Annotated in this window: 15 protein-coding genes; 4 read left to right on the top strand and 11 right to left on the bottom strand. The window is 35.4% G+C overall.

The genetic code is table 11. The annotated features are described in order from the left end of the window. The first annotated feature begins 19 nt into the window (after nt 1-19). Nucleotides 20-901 (top strand): DUF2971 domain-containing protein, encoded by an 882-nt coding sequence (locus AC0L5Q_RS20005; protein ID WP_473613300.1) that lies wholly within the window; start codon nt 20-22, stop codon nt 899-901. A gap of 351 nt (nt 902-1,252) precedes the next feature. On the opposite strand, the gene AC0L5Q_RS20000 is transcribed toward AC0L5Q_RS20005, so the two are convergent. The 4 genes from AC0L5Q_RS20000 to AC0L5Q_RS19985 all read right to left on the bottom strand — a co-directional run bounded on the left by AC0L5Q_RS20000 (nt 1,253) and on the right by AC0L5Q_RS19985 (nt 3,707). Then, nucleotides 1,253-2,011, bottom strand: a complete 759-nt coding sequence (locus tag AC0L5Q_RS20000; RefSeq protein ID WP_473613299.1) for a BRO family protein — start codon at nt 2,009-2,011, stop codon at nt 1,253-1,255. Nucleotides 2,012-2,127: 116 nt separating this feature from the next. Next, on the bottom strand, nt 2,128-2,493 hold the full coding sequence (locus AC0L5Q_RS19995; protein WP_473613298.1) for a hypothetical protein: 366 nt from the start codon (nt 2,491-2,493) through the stop codon (nt 2,128-2,130). 259 nt (nt 2,494-2,752) lie between these two features. After that, nucleotides 2,753-2,884: a hypothetical protein gene (locus AC0L5Q_RS19990; RefSeq protein WP_473613297.1), complete on the bottom strand. Its 132-nt coding sequence runs from the start codon at nt 2,882-2,884 to the stop codon at nt 2,753-2,755. Nucleotides 2,885-3,056: 172 nt separating this feature from the next. After that, nucleotides 3,057-3,707, bottom strand: coding sequence for a hypothetical protein (locus tag AC0L5Q_RS19985; protein ID WP_473613296.1), 651 nt, complete (start codon nt 3,705-3,707; stop codon nt 3,057-3,059). A gap of 567 nt (nt 3,708-4,274) precedes the next feature. On the opposite strand from AC0L5Q_RS19985, the gene AC0L5Q_RS19980 reads away from it, so the two are divergent. Both AC0L5Q_RS19980 and AC0L5Q_RS19975 read left to right on the top strand, forming a co-directional pair. Next, a complete protein-coding gene (locus AC0L5Q_RS19980; RefSeq protein WP_473613295.1) occupies nt 4,275-4,568 on the top strand; it encodes a helix-turn-helix domain-containing protein in 294 nt (97 codons plus the stop codon). Further along, a complete protein-coding gene (locus AC0L5Q_RS19975) occupies nt 4,558-5,763 on the top strand; it encodes a type II toxin-antitoxin system HipA family toxin (RefSeq protein WP_473613294.1) in 1,206 nt (401 codons plus the stop codon). Before AC0L5Q_RS19980 ends, AC0L5Q_RS19975 begins: the two co-directional genes overlap by 11 nt. A gap of 324 nt (nt 5,764-6,087) precedes the next feature. On the opposite strand, the gene AC0L5Q_RS19970 is transcribed toward AC0L5Q_RS19975, so the two are convergent. From AC0L5Q_RS19970 to AC0L5Q_RS19960, 3 genes are all read right to left on the bottom strand, one after another. Beyond that, nucleotides 6,088-6,951, bottom strand: a complete 864-nt coding sequence (locus tag AC0L5Q_RS19970) for a prohibitin family protein (RefSeq protein ID WP_473613293.1) — start codon at nt 6,949-6,951, stop codon at nt 6,088-6,090. A 106-nt stretch (nt 6,952-7,057) separates the two neighbouring features. After that, the gene (gene alaS, locus AC0L5Q_RS19965) at nt 7,058-9,682 is read right to left on the bottom strand and encodes an alanine--tRNA ligase (RefSeq protein ID WP_473613292.1); all 2,625 of its coding nucleotides are present in this window, start codon (nt 9,680-9,682) and stop codon (nt 7,058-7,060) included. 51 nt (nt 9,683-9,733) lie between these two features. Then, complete coding sequence (locus AC0L5Q_RS19960; protein ID WP_473613291.1) at nt 9,734-10,162, bottom strand: regulatory protein RecX; 429 nt, start codon at nt 10,160-10,162, stop codon at nt 9,734-9,736. A gap of 156 nt (nt 10,163-10,318) precedes the next feature. On the opposite strand from AC0L5Q_RS19960, the gene AC0L5Q_RS19955 reads away from it, so the two are divergent. After that, the gene (locus tag AC0L5Q_RS19955; protein WP_473613290.1) at nt 10,319-12,673 is read left to right on the top strand and encodes a hypothetical protein; all 2,355 of its coding nucleotides are present in this window, start codon (nt 10,319-10,321) and stop codon (nt 12,671-12,673) included. Between the two features lie 71 nt (nt 12,674-12,744). Here the strand turns inward: AC0L5Q_RS19955 and dinB are convergent, their stop codons facing one another. The 4 genes from dinB to nqrF form a co-directional block, all read right to left on the bottom strand. Beyond that, nucleotides 12,745-13,803, bottom strand: a complete 1,059-nt coding sequence (gene dinB, locus AC0L5Q_RS19950) for a DNA polymerase IV (RefSeq protein ID WP_473613289.1) — start codon at nt 13,801-13,803, stop codon at nt 12,745-12,747. A 169-nt stretch (nt 13,804-13,972) separates the two neighbouring features. Next, the gene (gene nqrM / locus AC0L5Q_RS19945) at nt 13,973-14,194 is read right to left on the bottom strand and encodes a (Na+)-NQR maturation NqrM (protein WP_076418581.1); all 222 of its coding nucleotides are present in this window, start codon (nt 14,192-14,194) and stop codon (nt 13,973-13,975) included. Nucleotides 14,195-14,302: 108 nt separating this feature from the next. Beyond that, complete coding sequence (locus AC0L5Q_RS19940; protein ID WP_473613288.1) at nt 14,303-15,316, bottom strand: FAD:protein FMN transferase; 1,014 nt, start codon at nt 15,314-15,316, stop codon at nt 14,303-14,305. 249 nt (nt 15,317-15,565) lie between these two features. Next, a complete protein-coding gene (gene nqrF, locus AC0L5Q_RS19935) occupies nt 15,566-16,789 on the bottom strand; it encodes an NADH:ubiquinone reductase (Na(+)-transporting) subunit F (protein ID WP_077338002.1) in 1,224 nt (407 codons plus the stop codon). Nucleotides 16,790-16,827: the final 38 nt, after the last annotated feature.

Here is a 16,827-nt window from a genome sequence, read left to right as displayed (position 1 = left end):
ACCCAATAATAGGTGCAAAATGACCCAACTATTTTACCATTACACTGATGCAGCAACGACTTTAAAAATCTTAACCAATCAAGAGTTATGGATAACTCATACGAGTTTTTTAAATGATGCAAATGAAGGCTCGGACTTATTAAAACACCTTAGAAAGCATATTAAAAATAAAGATATATTGAAGTTACTTGAGTTTATAGATACTAGAACTGACGCCTATAGTTGTTCTTTCTCAAAACAAAAAGACCTATTAAGTCAATGGCGAGGATATTGCCCACCTGAAGAAGGATACGCTATTGGTTTTAAATCACCAGATAAGTTTAAAGATATCATGTGTGATGATGGCTTATCAATCGTAGGGGCTCCGACAAAAGATGATACGTACGTCTTAACAAGACACTCCCATGGTTTTGAGGCATGTATCTACGAAGATAGTGAAAAGGAAGAAATTTGCAAAAAGATGGCTTCACATATGGAGGAAGACTACCTTAGATTACAGGTTGATATGAATAACTTTCTTACTAATCTAGATAGACCTCCCGCAGGATTAAAGCATTTCTTACACAGGTTAGAGGCCGGAGATGTGTGGCTATCAGAATATCTTTATTACAAATATTTATTCAAAAACGAAAACTTTAAAGAAGAGGAGGAATATCGTTTCTTTCTTACTTTTGATATGAATTATAAGCAGAACCCCTGTTATCGAGAGAAAAACGGGGTCTTTATACCTTACTATCGTTACTGCTTCGATTACAAAGATATCCAAAAAGTGGTAATCAGAACAAGTAAATTAAAAAACAAATGCAAGCAAGGGTTGAGGCACTTCCTCAGAAACGATAAAAAAATGAGTCAAGATGAAATAGAGTTATTTATAGAAACTAGTAATATCCCGTTCCAATAAATACGAGCAATCAAAACAAACAACACAAACAGTTCAACCCCCAAGCGGGGAACTGAACCCAATTTAACTGATACACTAAACTGGTACACATCAGAATAAAGAAGCCTTAGAGAGTCGCTGTATTTAAAGGGCTGTAGCGTGGCGAGGTTTGAACCCCCCCCCCGCTCCACCACACAATACCCTTTACAATCAACAGGTTGTAAAGGTTTTTTTATTTGAAGTCCACTAATTGTCCAATTTTTAAAAAACTATAGAAAGATAAGCCCCCATTCAGACATAGGTTACAAATTGTCAGCCAAATTAGCGAGGCACGGCAGCTAAGTGCAGTTATTAATCTTTCATAATTAATTGTTATGCTATTTTTAACTCTTTAGCTGACGCAATTAAAACATATTGAGGAAACTGGAGTATTTCTTTCCCTTGAATGATAGATTTTCTTGATGGCTCACCTTTTTCTGCGCAAATCTTAATACTCCACCCAAAAATTAGTTGCTCATTAGTTTTATCAATTTCGTTCAAGTTACAAAAATCAGTCACCGACATAAACTCAAGATGCAGATTATTGGAGTTTAAATTCTGTAATTTACTGCCAAGATGATTAAGCATTTTTTCATGTTTATTAAACTGTTCTTGAGTTTTACGTTCGAGTTCTTCTCTTTGTTCTATCTCTAGTAACAGAGTTTTAGCTAATCTTTTTACATCAGAGTCTTGCGAAACTAAAGGAGGTGGGTACTCACCATATTTAGTTAAAGAAGGAACAACCTCATGGAATAACCATCTTTGGAAAATTTTCCCTGCATGACTTCTGTCACCAGATAAAACTCTATAAAGTCCCGGCTGAGTAACAAAAACCTCTTCATCATCTACATAAGAGCCGTCTATTACAGGAACCATAACGTATTCATCAGAATCTAATGCTTTCATTTGCCCTTTAATTACATTGACCATAGACTTCACTACATGGTTATCATCTATTTCTTTATTTTCTTTATTCAATGTAATCAAAACATCACGTAATGAAATATATAAGATCTCACTACGATGAAATGTTCTAATGTCATTAGACCCCGTTTCACCGTTATAACAAACTTTTACTAAATTATTATCCATGATTTCGAGTTGAACTCCTTGATTAGTGAATAATATAATGTCTAACTAAGCGGGAATAATAATTGGTTCCAATCATGATGCAATGACCAACTGTTCTTTTCATACTTAACGACTTATTAAATAATTTTTTTTGCCTTTTTTTCTATTCTTACAATACGCCCATTAAAGCCCGATTTAGTATTATCATGTAACCCATAACTTAGCGCTTGTTGGCATACCTCAATTGCCTTATCAAAATTATTATTTTCAGATAAAACTGTCGCATAATTTTGAAATGTAGTAACACGAGGAAGAAAACCTCCCATATTTTCTTTTAAGGCAGGCGCTATTTCAGGAAACTCTTGTAAATGCTTTTCACTGTACTCCACACACAAACTTCGATATTTTTCTTCTTTTCTTAACTTGTAAGTAGCTCTGACTATAGACAGTAATAGAAAATGTCTATCAATCAGGTTGGTTTTAGAGTCAACCGCTTTTAGCATTAACTCCAAATCACCTGAAGTTCAAGCTTCATAAGCCTCATCTACAGCGACAGTTTTACCTTGTCGAAAAGTGAACGCATTGACATTGCCATCAGTAGTTTTACGCTTAAAAAGTGATGAAATCCATCCCATAATTCAGGTCCTAGTTTAGTTTCCTAATGCGTTGTTAAACTGAAAATTATGGTTGTATATAATCGCAAAGCGATGACCAATTATTCTTTTCTGTTTAAGTAACTTTTTAGGTGAAATAATAATTTTGCTAATCACCTTTTTTGTGTTTATGTGGCTTAAGTGAAGGCTTATTCCCGGGAGTGTTTTTATTATCCCTACGACGCTTATCTAACTCCCCTGTTGATTTAGCAATTGGTTTTGGACCTGGTTTAATTCCCATAATTTTTTCCTTTTGTTGTGTTGCTTGGTTTTAGGCTTTAAATGCATATTTGAAAATAGCACATAACTTATATGGGGATGCAAAATAAACAATCAAGTGCTACAAAAGAATGCACAATAGCTGACTAAAATAGAAATAATAGATCAGTTATTTATCCTAGTTAAATTGATTATTAGAGTCTTTTATCAATACTGTGAAATGACACGAAGCAATTAATTAAAGATATTGTTTTAGGAAATAACTCATTATATAACTCAATCATAAGGTATTCGATATTGTAATTCCTGAATCCAATACACAAGTCCTCACTTGAAAACTCTGGTTTATTATACTGATTAACAATTTCTTTAAAAAAACAGCTATCTATTCTTGGAATCCTACGGTGCTTAGAAACATTTACTAAATGTTCAAGCTCTAGATACGATTGAGATTGACGAATATCATTAATTACAGCATTACCATCATTAAAGTTATGATTTTTAATGTATTCATACAATGTACTCCAACCAATATGACGAAATTCAATATCAGGATTAGCTTGAAGAATAATATTTAACATATATGGCACTGACTCAATCAATGCATGAAGACACCTAAAAAAAGCATAACCATGTGACTCAAAAGCAATCCTATAATACTGGGGATCTATTTGTGCGTTAATATTAAGTTTGTCTTGCATTGCAAGGTCATAATTTTGACAAGCCTTTTTATACTCTTCGAAGTGAAATTCACAGTATTGTTTTTGGGAATCTAAACCCTTAAATGAAGTTTCAAATCGTTGCCTATCCTTTGAATCAATATCTGGATTTAATGCTTCTACCAATGTTTCCTTCTTCAATCCCACCATAAAAATCCTAACAGTTTATTAATAGAAACTATTCTCGTTTACTACAAACAAAAAAACAGCCAACTAATTATCCTAAATTAAAGCCAATATATATAACTTAAATATAATCCTCAATCACTTAGTATGTTGATTAAAAAATGAAATTATAAATAGCAAGAACGCATAGGACACTATATGCATAACAGTAAACTAAATAGATTATTATTAACAAATCAAACTTAGATATTAGAACGTAAAAACATAAGGAATAAGGTCGGTCGCTAAAACAAACCATCTAAGCTAATAGTTCGTCACCCCCTTAACCTTTACCCCCGAATTACTAAACGGGGGCCTATTAAAATCAAAGACTTACTAACGCACTTCGTTTGTTCAACAACGTTCTTTAACGACGAAAAGAAATCGTTAAAGTTGCGAAATCCACATTCTCTTACACCATAAACACATAGCCTCTTCAAACACTATTGATTAAAATTTGATACATAATAGACAAATAAAACAATATGCATTATATTTAACTCATAAGAAGCTAATGACTTAAATATAATGCATAAAAACTCAGATAATTTATTACAATCTATCGGACTACTTGTTAAAAGTGTTCGCTCTGAAACTATGGATCAAACAGAGTTAGGCAAAAGAGTTGGTGTGAGCCGTACTACTATTTCAGCCATTGAACGTGGGATTGGTGTTAACTCTAAAGCGTTATTTAATGTTCTCGCTTTTTTAGACTTAACTCAAAACCTACAAGCATCCATTGATGAACGTTCTGCATTAATTGAATCTGTTAGATCACGTAAAGCAAGAAAAGCGCCTGAAGAGCTTTCGAATGATTTCTAAAGCTTATGTGTTTATAGATGGTCTTGAAGATAAGCCTATTGTTTGTGGTGCAGTTACTCTTGATGTAAAAAAACAATATGGTGAATTTCGTTACGGTAAAAGCTATTTAGCGCGAGCAGATGCATTTCCGCTCGACCCGCTAAACCTCCCCCTTTCTAATAATATATATAAAACAACCAATCAAAGAGGTATGTTTGGTGTGCTTGCTGATGCGGGTGCTGACTCGTGGGGTGAAAAAGTTATACTTTCGCTACACAATACTAAACCTAAAAATGCGCTTGAGTTTTTATTAGCTGGTGCTGGCATGGGCGTGGGATCATTAGTTTTTAGCTTATCTAGTCTTACCTCTAAATTAAAAATAAATAAGAATACTTTAGGGGATATTCCTCTGTTATTGAGAGCGAAAGACGCGATTCTAAATGATGAAGAAATACCTAAAGAAGCAAAAAAAGCCTTTGAATATGGTTCAAGTATGGGGGGTGCTCGTCCTAAAACCACAGTGTCTGACGGTAACATAACCTATTTAGCTAAATTTAATCGTGCTGATGATTTATTTAATCATGCTAAAGTTGAAAATGCTTCGATGAATATGCTGAAAGAACTAACAGGTCATGTTGCACATACCAAAGTGTTAGAAACAAATAATGGTGATGTATTATTGGTTGAGCGATTTGATTTAGAAGGTATACGCCCTACTCACCATTTTATTAGTGCTAATTCTCTTATTAATTTACGCTCTATTAATCCCTCGTTGTTGGTAGATACATACAGCTATGGATTTCTGTCTGAGTTTATTTTGAAGCACGGTAGTGTTCCTGAAGATGCTGCTGAACTATTTCAACGTATGGTGTTTAACGTGTTTATTGGTAATACCGATGATCATACGCGTAATCATGCTTTTTTATATTCATTCAAAAATAAAGATTGGCGTTTATCACCTGCTTATGATGTTTTACCCATTAATATAAACGGCCAACATGGTATGGGCATTGGTACAGATGGACGAAATGGAACGGTTGAAAACTTATTGTCGCAAGCTAAAAGATTTGGTTTGAAGCGTTTTAAAGCAGAAAAAATAATTAAAGAAACCTTAGATCTTGTTTCTGAATGGCGAAGATATTTCAAAAATCACGGCGTTGGCGATGGTGATTTAGAACGTTTGAAGGTTGTTATTCCGTTGCATTTGCACACTTAACCTTAATCAATATAATTTATTGATTTTAAAATACAAAAAGACGCTGATTAGCGTCTTTTTTCGTTTATATAAAACTCATATATTTTAAAAACTATTTAACCTCAACTCGGGTTAATGAATGTTAGCGAATAAATTAAAGTTATTATTTATCAAAAACCTAATATGTATCGTTGTTTTCATAAGCTATATTAGCTTCTCAACATTGATATTTTTGTGTATAACAAGGCGAATTTTTCTATCTAATAGCTAGCTATTAGTAATAAATTCAACGAAGTTAGGCATAAAAATAGCTTGTTGAGTAACTTTGCTTATCCCGAGCTAAGGTTATTTAGCTCGCATATCTAAAATAGGCATGTTCTGCCCACCTAACATGGTTGAAGGTAATTTACCGTCCCAATTTTGAGCTTCTGTTAACTTAACAATTAATGGGTTGTCGCCTAATGCTTTCGCTTTTGCTGTAATGGCTTCGGCTTCAGCTAAACCTTTAATACGAATAGATTCTGCTTCTGCAATAGCGACTAATTTAATACCATCAGCTTTTGCTTTAGCGGTGTTTACGTCTCGTTGTGCTTCTAGGTTTTGTCTTGCGAGTTTATGTTCTTCGGCTGCCGCTAAGTTTTTTTCTGTTTGCTTAGTTTCAATAGATGTTAAGTACTTAGCAGGTAGCTGAATGTTTTCAATTTGAATGTTATCCACTGTTACTGGGAAGTCTTTCATCTCTTCAATTAAGTTAGCTTCAATGGCTTGAATCGCGCTCGCTCTGTCTTGAATAAGCTTTTCTGCATCAAAGCGTGGGATCACGTCTTTCGTTGCGGATCTAAACCTTGGATCTAATATTCTGCTTTCAAATTGCGAAAGGCCGCCGTATTGTCTAAATAGCTCTAATGCAGCTGCTTTATCTACAGTCCAGTTAACAGACACACTAACCGTAACAGGCATTTGTTCTTTTGTGCTAGAGGCCATTCTTTCTTCGTTTTTGCGTGTTCTTACTTCTATTTCTTCTACGCTATCAATAAAAGGTACTTTAAAGTGTAGCCCAGGGTTTACTTGTTCTTTAGCTTCGCTGAAACGTTTAACTATCCCTATATGCCCTTCGTTAACGGTATAAATAGACCCCATCAGTAAAATAAAACCGACGATTAGAAATATAATCGTTTTTACTGGGATATTAAATTTTTGAAAGTTCATTGTTCATCCTTAATGTATATAAAATATTACTGCTATAAAAAAAGACGCAGGATGCGTCTTTTTATGTTTAGGTTGTTTCACTCTTATTTAATTTAAGTAAGCGCTATTAACCTAATTTTTCTTCTAACCATGGTTTAACGGTTGCAAGTGCTGCTACTAGGTTTTCTGGTTGGCTACCACCGGCTTGCGCCATGTCTGGACGTCCGCCACCTTTACCACCTACTTGCTGGGCTACTACATTAACTAATTCGCCCGCTTTAACGTTATTGGTTAAGTCTTTAGTTACACCTGCAATTAAGCTCACTTTATCGTCGTTAGCTGTTGCTAAAAAGATAATAGCTGAGCCCATTTTGTTTTTAAGGTCGTCTACCATACCACGTAATGATTTAGCTTCGGCGTTTTCCAGATTCGCAATAAGTACTTTAATACCATTAATGTCGATTGCTTGGCTAACTAAGTCAGAACCTGCTTGAGCCGCTAATGTTTGTTTTAGCTGGGCAATTTCTTTTTCAAGTTGCTTACCTTTACTAATAAGTAGCTCTACTTTGCTTGCTGCGCTGTTTGTGTCAGATTTTACCATTGACGCAATTTTACTTAATGCACTGGCTTGTTCGTCAACAAAGTTTAACGCACCGTTACCTGTGTAAGCTTCTATACGTCTAACGCCAGCAGCAATACCAGATTCAGACGCTATTTTAAATAAGCCAATATCGCCCGTTTGGTTTACATGAACACCGCCACATAATTCGGTAGAAAATTCACCCAGTGTTACTACGCGTACTTCTTCGTCATATTTTTCACCAAATAGTGCCATAGCGCCTTTTTCTTTGGCTTGGTCTATTGCCATTAATTCGGTGTTGCGTTTATGGTTTGTACGTATTTCACTATTTACCATGCGCTCTACGGTATGCAATTCTTCTGCTGTTACGGCTTCAAAATGAGAGAAATCGAAACGTAGTTTTTCAGCATCACATAACGAGCCTTTTTGCGTAACATGGTCGCCTAGTACTTTACGTAAAGCGGCATGAAGTAAATGAGTAGCAGTATGGTTTTTAACAATATTATTACGGCTTTCAAGGTTAATTTCTGCATTAACCTTTTGTTGTAATTTAATTGCTGCTTGTGCCACACCTTGGTGAGCAAAAGCATTACCTACTTTAACGGTATCTTTAACTTCAAATACGCCAGCGTCAGAACGTAAAACACCTGAGTCACCTACTTGTCCGCCCGACTCTGCGTAAAATGGTGTTTGGTCTAATATTACAACGCCTTGTTCACCCGCTTTCAGCTCTGTTACTGATTCGCCGTTAGCAAAAAGTTCTACAACCGTTGATGATAATTGGTATTGCGTATAGCCTTTAAAATCACTGACTTGATCAGATTTTAACTGTTCGTTGTAATCGGTACCAAATTGGCTAGCTTGTTGCGCTCGTTCACGTTGACGTGCCATGGCTTGATCAAAACCGTCTTGATCAATAGTTAGGTCACGTTCGCGTGCAATATCAGCGGTTAAATCAGCCGGAAATCCGTAAGTGTCGTAAAGTTTGAATACGTCTTCACCTGAAATTACACTACCTTTCATTTCAGATAGTATGTTTTCAAGTAATGCCATGCCTCGGTCAAGCGTACGGCCAAATTGTTCTTCTTCAATACGCAGTATTTTTTCAATAATAGCTTGTTGATCAACTAATTCAGGGTAGGCGTCGCCCATTTGCTTAGCTAGTGACGCTACTATTTTATAAAAGAAATCTGTTTTAGCTTCTAACTTATGCCCATGACGAATTGCACGACGAATAATACGTCTAAGTACGTAACCTCGGCCTTCGTTTGATGGCATAACACCGTCAGTAATTAAGAAACTACAAGAGCGAATATGATCAGCAATTACACGTAATGATTTATGCTCTAAATCTTTACAGTCTAACAAGTTAGCAATATCAGAAATTAAACCTTGGAAAATATCAATTTCGTAGTTGCTGTGAACACCTTGCATAATAGCCGCAATACGTTCAAGCCCCATACCTGTATCAACAGAAGGTTTAGGAAGTGGATCCATTGCTCCATCGCTTTGGCGATTGAACTGCATAAAAACAAGGTTCCAAATTTCGATAAAGCGATCGCCATCTTCATCAGGAGATCCCGGAGGACCACCAAAAATACCTTCACCATGATCGTAGAATATTTCAGAACATGGACCACATGGCCCAGTGTCACCCATTGACCAAAAGTTATCAGATTCGTATTTTTTATCTGGAGATTTATCACCTATACGAATAATTTTATCTACAGGTACGCCTATTTTTTCAGCCCAAAAATTAAATGCTTCGTCGTCTGATTCATAAACAGTTACTAGCAGTTTTTCTTTGGGTAATTTTAATACGGTGGTTAAAAATTCCCATGCATAAGTAATAGCATGTTCTTTAAAATAATCGCCAAAACTAAAGTTACCTAACATTTCAAAAAATGTATGATGACGAGCTGTATATCCCACATTTTCTAAGTCGTTGTGTTTACCACCGGCTCTAACACAGCGCTGCGAAGAAGTAGCACGTGTATAACTACGTTGCTCTGCACCTAAAAAAACATCTTTAAATGGTACCATTCCAGCATTGGTAAAAAGTAAGGTAGCGTCGTTACCAGGAACTAAAGAACTACTTGCTACAATTTGATGTTGCTTAGATGCGTAAAAATCTAAAAATGCTTGACGTAATTCAGCACTCGTTTTAATCATGGGAAATCCAACTCGTTAACATTTAATTATTTATATTCGTATTGTAGTTACTTACAAAATAGCGAAAATTTCATCAGAGGAAAAACCTCTGCTTTGTAAAAATCGTGCACGTTTTGCTTTATCTTTTTGATCAATAACAGCTGTTGTACCAAAACGCTTATTATACGCAAGCTCGGCCTGAAGATACCAATCAATTTGCTGATTATTCTTTAATTGAGAAATTAATGATGAACTAATACCTTTTTGCGTTAATTCATTTTTAATATACAACCAACCATAACCTCTATTTACACGCGTTCTAAAAACGCTTTCAGCAAAGCGTTCATGGCTTAGGTAGTTTTCTTCAATAAGGTATTCAATAACCGGCGTTATTTCTTCTAGCTCAAATTTTCTCAATAAAAGCTTTTGCGTTAATTCTTTTGTGGAGTGTTCTCTACGAGATAACAACCCGATAGCGGAATGTAAAATACTTTTATTCAATTAAATTAAAACCTATACAATGAGTAGGCTTATTTTACTGAATATTTTAAGCAAATAAACAAGAGAATAAATAGCTTTTACATTTGCATGATGATCACGCAAAATATAGTCATATAAAAACAGTCCAAAAAGCTGTAAAACTAAACAGGGATCTGTATGTTAAAAAACATGTTAACCATTCGAAATATTCTTCTAGCTGGCTTATTGGTTGTATTGCAATCATGTGGTGGTTCAAGTGACAAAGAACGTTATTCAATTTCAGCTGACAAAACATCGTTAACCTTTAGCGCGGTAGCGCAGGAAAAGTCGACTCAATCTTTAAAAGTTGACGTTGAATTTTCTGGTGATGGCTTATTAGTCGGTTTTTCTCCCGATTCAACACCACTATCTTGGATAAAGTTTAGAACAGAGAATGTAACCGACAATTCCGCAACGGTTTATGTTGAGCTTTTAGATAGTGATCTATATATACCTAATTTATATCAAACTAAAGTTAGGCTCTCTACTGGCAGTATTGAAGGCAACAGTGTTGATCTTGTTCATCATGATATAGATGTTTCGATATTAATTGCTCCAGCTTTTAGTTTTAAATCAGTTGCGGGACAAAATAACATAGCAAGCCAAACTATTACTCTTCTTAATTCAACCGATGATACTTGGGAAGCTTCTACAACAGCGGCTTGGCTAACACCTGTTTTAGATAAAGATACTGAAACTAAAACTCTGACACTAACCAGTTCAGCTGATATCAGCTCTTTTACCGATTCAGGTTTACAACAAACTGACATCACATTAAAAAATACGACAACAGGTGAAGAGTTTATTATTCCTGTAGAACTAGGGTTAGATAACACTTACCTTTTTGCTAGCCAACCGCATGTTGCTTTAGTTTCTACGCCTAATAGCAACATAACTGAAACGGTTATATCTGTATCAAACAATGCAGAAAAAGTGATTGATTGGACAGCAACTACAACGGCTGATTGGCTAACTTTAACGCCTTTAGCAGATGGAAATACCCTTAAAATAAGCGCAGATACTTCAAAGGTAACTGAAAATGCAACATCACTAGCCGACATTAGTATTGAATCAAATACTACAAACGAAGCTATTACTGATGTTGTAAGCGTAAGTTTATTTCATTCAACTACCTTAACTGAAAAACAAGATATAGATCTGAGTAATGTTTTAGTAAACACTAATGCGATTGCAACATCTCCTTCGCAGCCTTTGGTATATGTTGGTGTAAATAATGAAATTAAAGTGTTTAATATTTACACGGGGGAATTGCTTAATACTTTAATTGCTTCACCTGAAGGCACCCAAGTAGCACAGTTTGTTATGCACCCACAAGGCACCTACTTGCTAGCTCAAGCAACTGAAACAACAACGAGTGATGATGAAACATCTACGGTTACCCATAGATATAGAATCAACTTAGCAGACAATACCATAAGTGAAATTGAAGATTGGACGATAGTTGCTGCACCTGATCGTATCGTTAGATTGTCTGGCCGATATTTTGTATTAACAACCGCTTTAGAGTTTGCAGACGAAAACTTAAAAAGCCTTTACTTTAATAATGAAGAAGGATTTAACCCAACTAAAATTGCAGTTGCTGAATTAACTCATAGTGTATTTGCAATTGATAATACGGATTCGAGTTTATCTAAAATAAAAAGATTTAAAGTTGAAGTAAACGACTATACCACAGAAAAAGTAGCCACTAACTTAACTCATAGTTACCACCCTACGAGTCTGCCTGATGAAGAACCTATTATAGATTTAGCCGTAACTAACGATGAAAAAAATCTATACCTTGTGAGTAAAACATCTGAATGGCTGAGTTTTGATGGTACAAGCTTTACTGATAATGGTTTATTAGCGAAAGAAGAAACGGTACTAAGAGCGGATCAAGCCACTGAAACAATTGTAAATGAAGATATAACCTCAAGTGAAGATAATATAGTTACTCACTCTGTTTACCTAAATAGCCTTAATCAGCCTCATTATATAAGAACAATTAAAGTACCTAATACTTCACCTATATTGTATGAAACACACATTAATACCTACAGTACGCAACAACAATTAATGTCGAGTATTTCTGCCTCTAACAATACTCAATTATTTAATATATCGCCTGTTGATATTAGTTTTTCACTCAGTGCTCAACACATAATAACAAACGATAAATCAAGTAATAATATTACTGCCAACATAGCGCCATTTATGCCTGACACACTTGAAGTAACCTTTAATGTACCGTTAGCTAAACCGGAAGATGAACAGTTTATTGTTAATTTAGGCAATATTGATAGTGGCTGGCAAGCCTTAAGAAATGAAGATTGGATAGTAGGAACTAAAGATACTGAAAAGCCAAGTGAGCTTATTATTACCTTAGTCGATTACAACACGTTAGCTTCTGGTATATATCACGACGAGATCATTGTATATGATGTTGCTAACCTTGCATCAGCAACAATCAAAGTAGTGTTAAACGTTGAGTAATAATTCCATTAAATTTTAAAACTAATTAAGGGCTGCATTAACAATATAAGTTAGCTGTAGCCCTAATCTCTTTATAACTCCAACTCAAATTGATGTTGCTCGTCAGCTTCTTCCCCCAAACCAATATGTACACCTAATAATCTCACCGCTTTACCCTCTCCGCGAGCTAATGCTTCTTGTAAAAGCTGATTAAAAATATCATCGTCAAAACTATGATGCTTAAATTCTTTAGTGGTTTGATGAAAGTCTTTGAATTTAACTTTAACCCCTAATTTACTGATATCTCGTGTTTGAAGATAAGATTCAGAACGCCGCTTTAGCTCAGGAATCAGCTTTTCATGCATATACTCACTCAGTTCTTCTACTGAGCTAATATCGTGAGCAAAGGTTCTCTCAACACCTACAGACTTACGTATTCGACTAGTAACCACTTCTCTATTATCTACGCCATGACATTTATGCCATAAAGAGATGCCTAATTTACCAAACTTATTAATAAGTTCAGATTTTTCGTAGGCAATAACATCTCGCCCAAACTCTAAGCCATGTGCTTTAAGTTTTTCAAACGTTACTTTGCCTACACCGGGAATTTTACTGAGCGACATTTTTTCAACAAAGTCGTTAACTTTGTCAGGCGTAATAACACATTGTCCGTTAGGTTTATTTTCGTCGCTGGCAATTTTGGCTAAAAATTTATTGGGAGCTATACCTGCTGAAGCGGTAAGATTGAGTTCATCAAAAATATCTTGTCTGATCTGTTCAGCAATAAGTGTCGCGCTACCTTGACAGTGTTTAGAGTCGGTAACATCTAAATAAGCTTCGTCTAATGATAAAGGTTCTATTAGGTCTGTATACTTTTGGAAGATAGCTCTAATTTTTACCGATATTTCTTTATATACATCCATTCTGCCATTCACAATAATAAGATCAGGGCATAACATAAAGGCTTTAGCGTTTGGCATAGCTGAACGTACACCATATTGGCGAGCTATATAATTAGAAGTGGATAAAACACTGCGAGGACCATTACCGCCAACGGCCATAGGCACATTTTTTAATTCAGGATTATCTCTCATTTCTACTGCGGCATAGAAACAATCCATATCGATATGAATAATTTTACGAACCATAGAAAACTCAAAGCACTGTATATAAAAACAGTTTAAAGGAGTTGTTAGGTATTTACAATGAGGAAGATAATGAACGAAGAAATAAGTGATACATGCTGCACCACTTATTTAATTGTTGGAGTGATATAAAGCTGTAAAGCTATTAGGTCGTTAAAATAGTCGACTATAATTAGATATTTTTAATATCTATAGAATTTTCGTTAAGAGCAGCGGCTTTTTCACGTTCAATTCTTTTTTCACACGGGTTATCACAGTCACAAGCTTTTTCAATGCCCATTGAAGATAAACCACCACAAGAGCCCGCAAGTGTTTTATTTTGAAAAATATAACCAACGGCCATTGCAGCAACAACCACGAGAAAAAAACATAATGTAATTAAAAAGATACCCACAATGTAACCTTAATATTTTGTTCAAATGTATTCATGCTTTATTCTATTTAAAGCACAACTTTTAATATAGACCGAGTATATGTAAACAATATTCTCGCTTAATTTTTTTTATTTAAGATATTGAGCAAATTTTACCGTGCTTTGCTCAACAAAGCCATTTTCTGATTTACTAATAAAGTAAGCAGCTATTTCATTTTCTTCTGCAAAAGCTAACGCTTCTTTTTCGCCCATCACCATTAATGCTGTAGATAAACCATCAGCCGTCATTGATGATGGATGAATTACCGTTACAGAGACTAACTTATGATTAATAGGTTTTCCTGTAGCAGGATCAATAATATGAGAAAAACGTTGCCCGTTAGATTCGAAATAATTTCTATAATCACCAGAAGTAGCAACAGCGTTATTTTTAGGAACAACAACTTGCTGAACAGCGCGTTCGGTTGTTACTGGTTTCTCTATAGCGATATGCCATAACTCGCCAGTATCTTTAAAGCCTTTTAAACGCATTTCACCACCAATTTCTACTAAGTAGTTGTGTATGCCTCTGCTTTCCACTAACTCGGCAATTAGATCGACTCCGTAGCCTTTAGCAATGGTAGATAAATCAATATAGAGTTCATCAATTTTTTTACTTAATCGACCATCTACTAACTCAATATTTTCAATACCTACTTTACTTTTAGTTTGTTCGAGTAACTCATCAGAAGGCACTTTTTCAAGACGATATTCAGGACCAAATCCCCATAAGTTTACTAAAGGCCCTACGGTAACATCTAACTTACCATTACTTAATTTACCTAAACGAATAGCTTCTTCAATAACACGCGCTAAACCTTTAGATAAAGTAACAGGCTCTGACGATCGTAATTGATTAAAATGTGAAAGCTCTGAATCAGGAATATAGGTAGACATTTCTTGGTTAACATTAACAAGCGCACTGTCTATATCTTTTTGTAGTAATTGGGTATCAATAGAGTCGTTTTCTACTATCACTTTAATATTATAAGTGGTTCCCATTGTTCTACCTTGCAGTAGTACTTCTTTTTTGTCTAAGTTTTTACTAGGAAAGCATCCCGTCAGTAAAGTTAAAACAAGCGTGATTAATATTAAGTTTTTCATACAACTTCCAAAAGATTATTATTTATGTAAATGCACTTCTATTAGATAGTAAATTGCACTTATATAAATAATAAAGGCGACCTAAGTCGCCTTTAAATAAAATATTAATTAAATATTTTAGTGTGAATTATATTTTAAAGTTAAGCGAAGAATAGTGGTGCTAATTCAAGGCGGATGCACGGAGTTGACGATAGTCAATGAGTACATCCAACGCTGAAGTAGTGCCAATAGGCAGCTTAAAATAAAATATTAGCCACCAAAGTCATCTAACATGATATTCTCATCTTCTACGCCAAGGTCTTTAAGCATATGAATAACAGCAGCATTCATCATTGGTGGACCACACATGTAGTACTCACAATCTTCTGGCGCTTCATGATCTTTCAAGTATTGTTCATGTAATACGTTATGAATAAAACCTGTTAAACCATCCCAGTTATCTTCTGGTTGAGGGTCTGAAAGTGCAACATGCCATTCAAAGTTGTCATTAGCAGCCGCTAAGCCGTTATAGTCATCTTCATAGAACATTTCACGTAGTGAACGTGCACCATACCAGAAACTCATTTTACGCTTAGAGTTTAAACGTTTAAGTTGATCGAATATGTGAGAACGCATTGGCGCCATACCAGCACCACCACCAATAAATACCATTTCAGCATCGGTATCTTTCGCGAAGAATTCACCAAATGGACCTGAAATAGTAACTTTATCGCCAGGTTTTAAGCTAAAGATGTACGATGACATTTTACCTGCTGGTAAGTGTAATCTTCCTGGAGGAGGCGTAGCAATACGCACGTTAAGCATGATAATGCCTTCTTCTTCAGGATAGTTAGCCATTGAGTATGCACGTAACGTTGGTTCATCAACTTTTGATTCAACATCAAAAAAGCCAAAATGATTCCAATCGCCACGGTATTGTTCATCAATATCAAAATCGCTGTATTTAACGTGATGAGCTGGCGCTTCAATTTGAATGTAACCACCGGCTCTAAACGGTACAGATTCACCATTTGGAATTTGTAGTTTTAGTTCTTTAATGAAAGTTGCTTTGTTATCGTTAGAGATAACTTCACATTCCCATTGTTGAACACCAAAGATTTCGTCTTCTACTTCAATTTCCATGTCTTGCTTAACAGCAACTTGACATGAAAGACGACAACCTTCTTTAGCTTCACGTTTAGTGATATGACCTTGCTCAGTTGGTAAAATATCTCCACCACCTGAATGAACATGTACACGACACTGTCCACAAGTACCACCACCACCACATGCTGAAGGAATAAAAATACCTTGGTCAGCAAGTGCGCCTAATAGCTTTCCGCCAGCACTAGTCGTAACTGCTTTATCTGGATCGCCATTTATACTAATAGTCACGTCACCTTCTGCAACTAACTTCGATTTAGCAAATAAGATTACTAGAACCAAAGCTATAACGATCGCAGTGAACATGCCTACGCCGAGAATGATTTCCATCGACTTTTCCTTATACTTTTCTAGGGGAATACAAGTTA

This window comes from Pseudocolwellia sp. G5-9 (assembly GCF_055808995.1).
The sequence above is the reverse complement of the archived record's forward strand: the minus strand, read 5'-3'. Positions and strand labels throughout refer to the sequence as shown.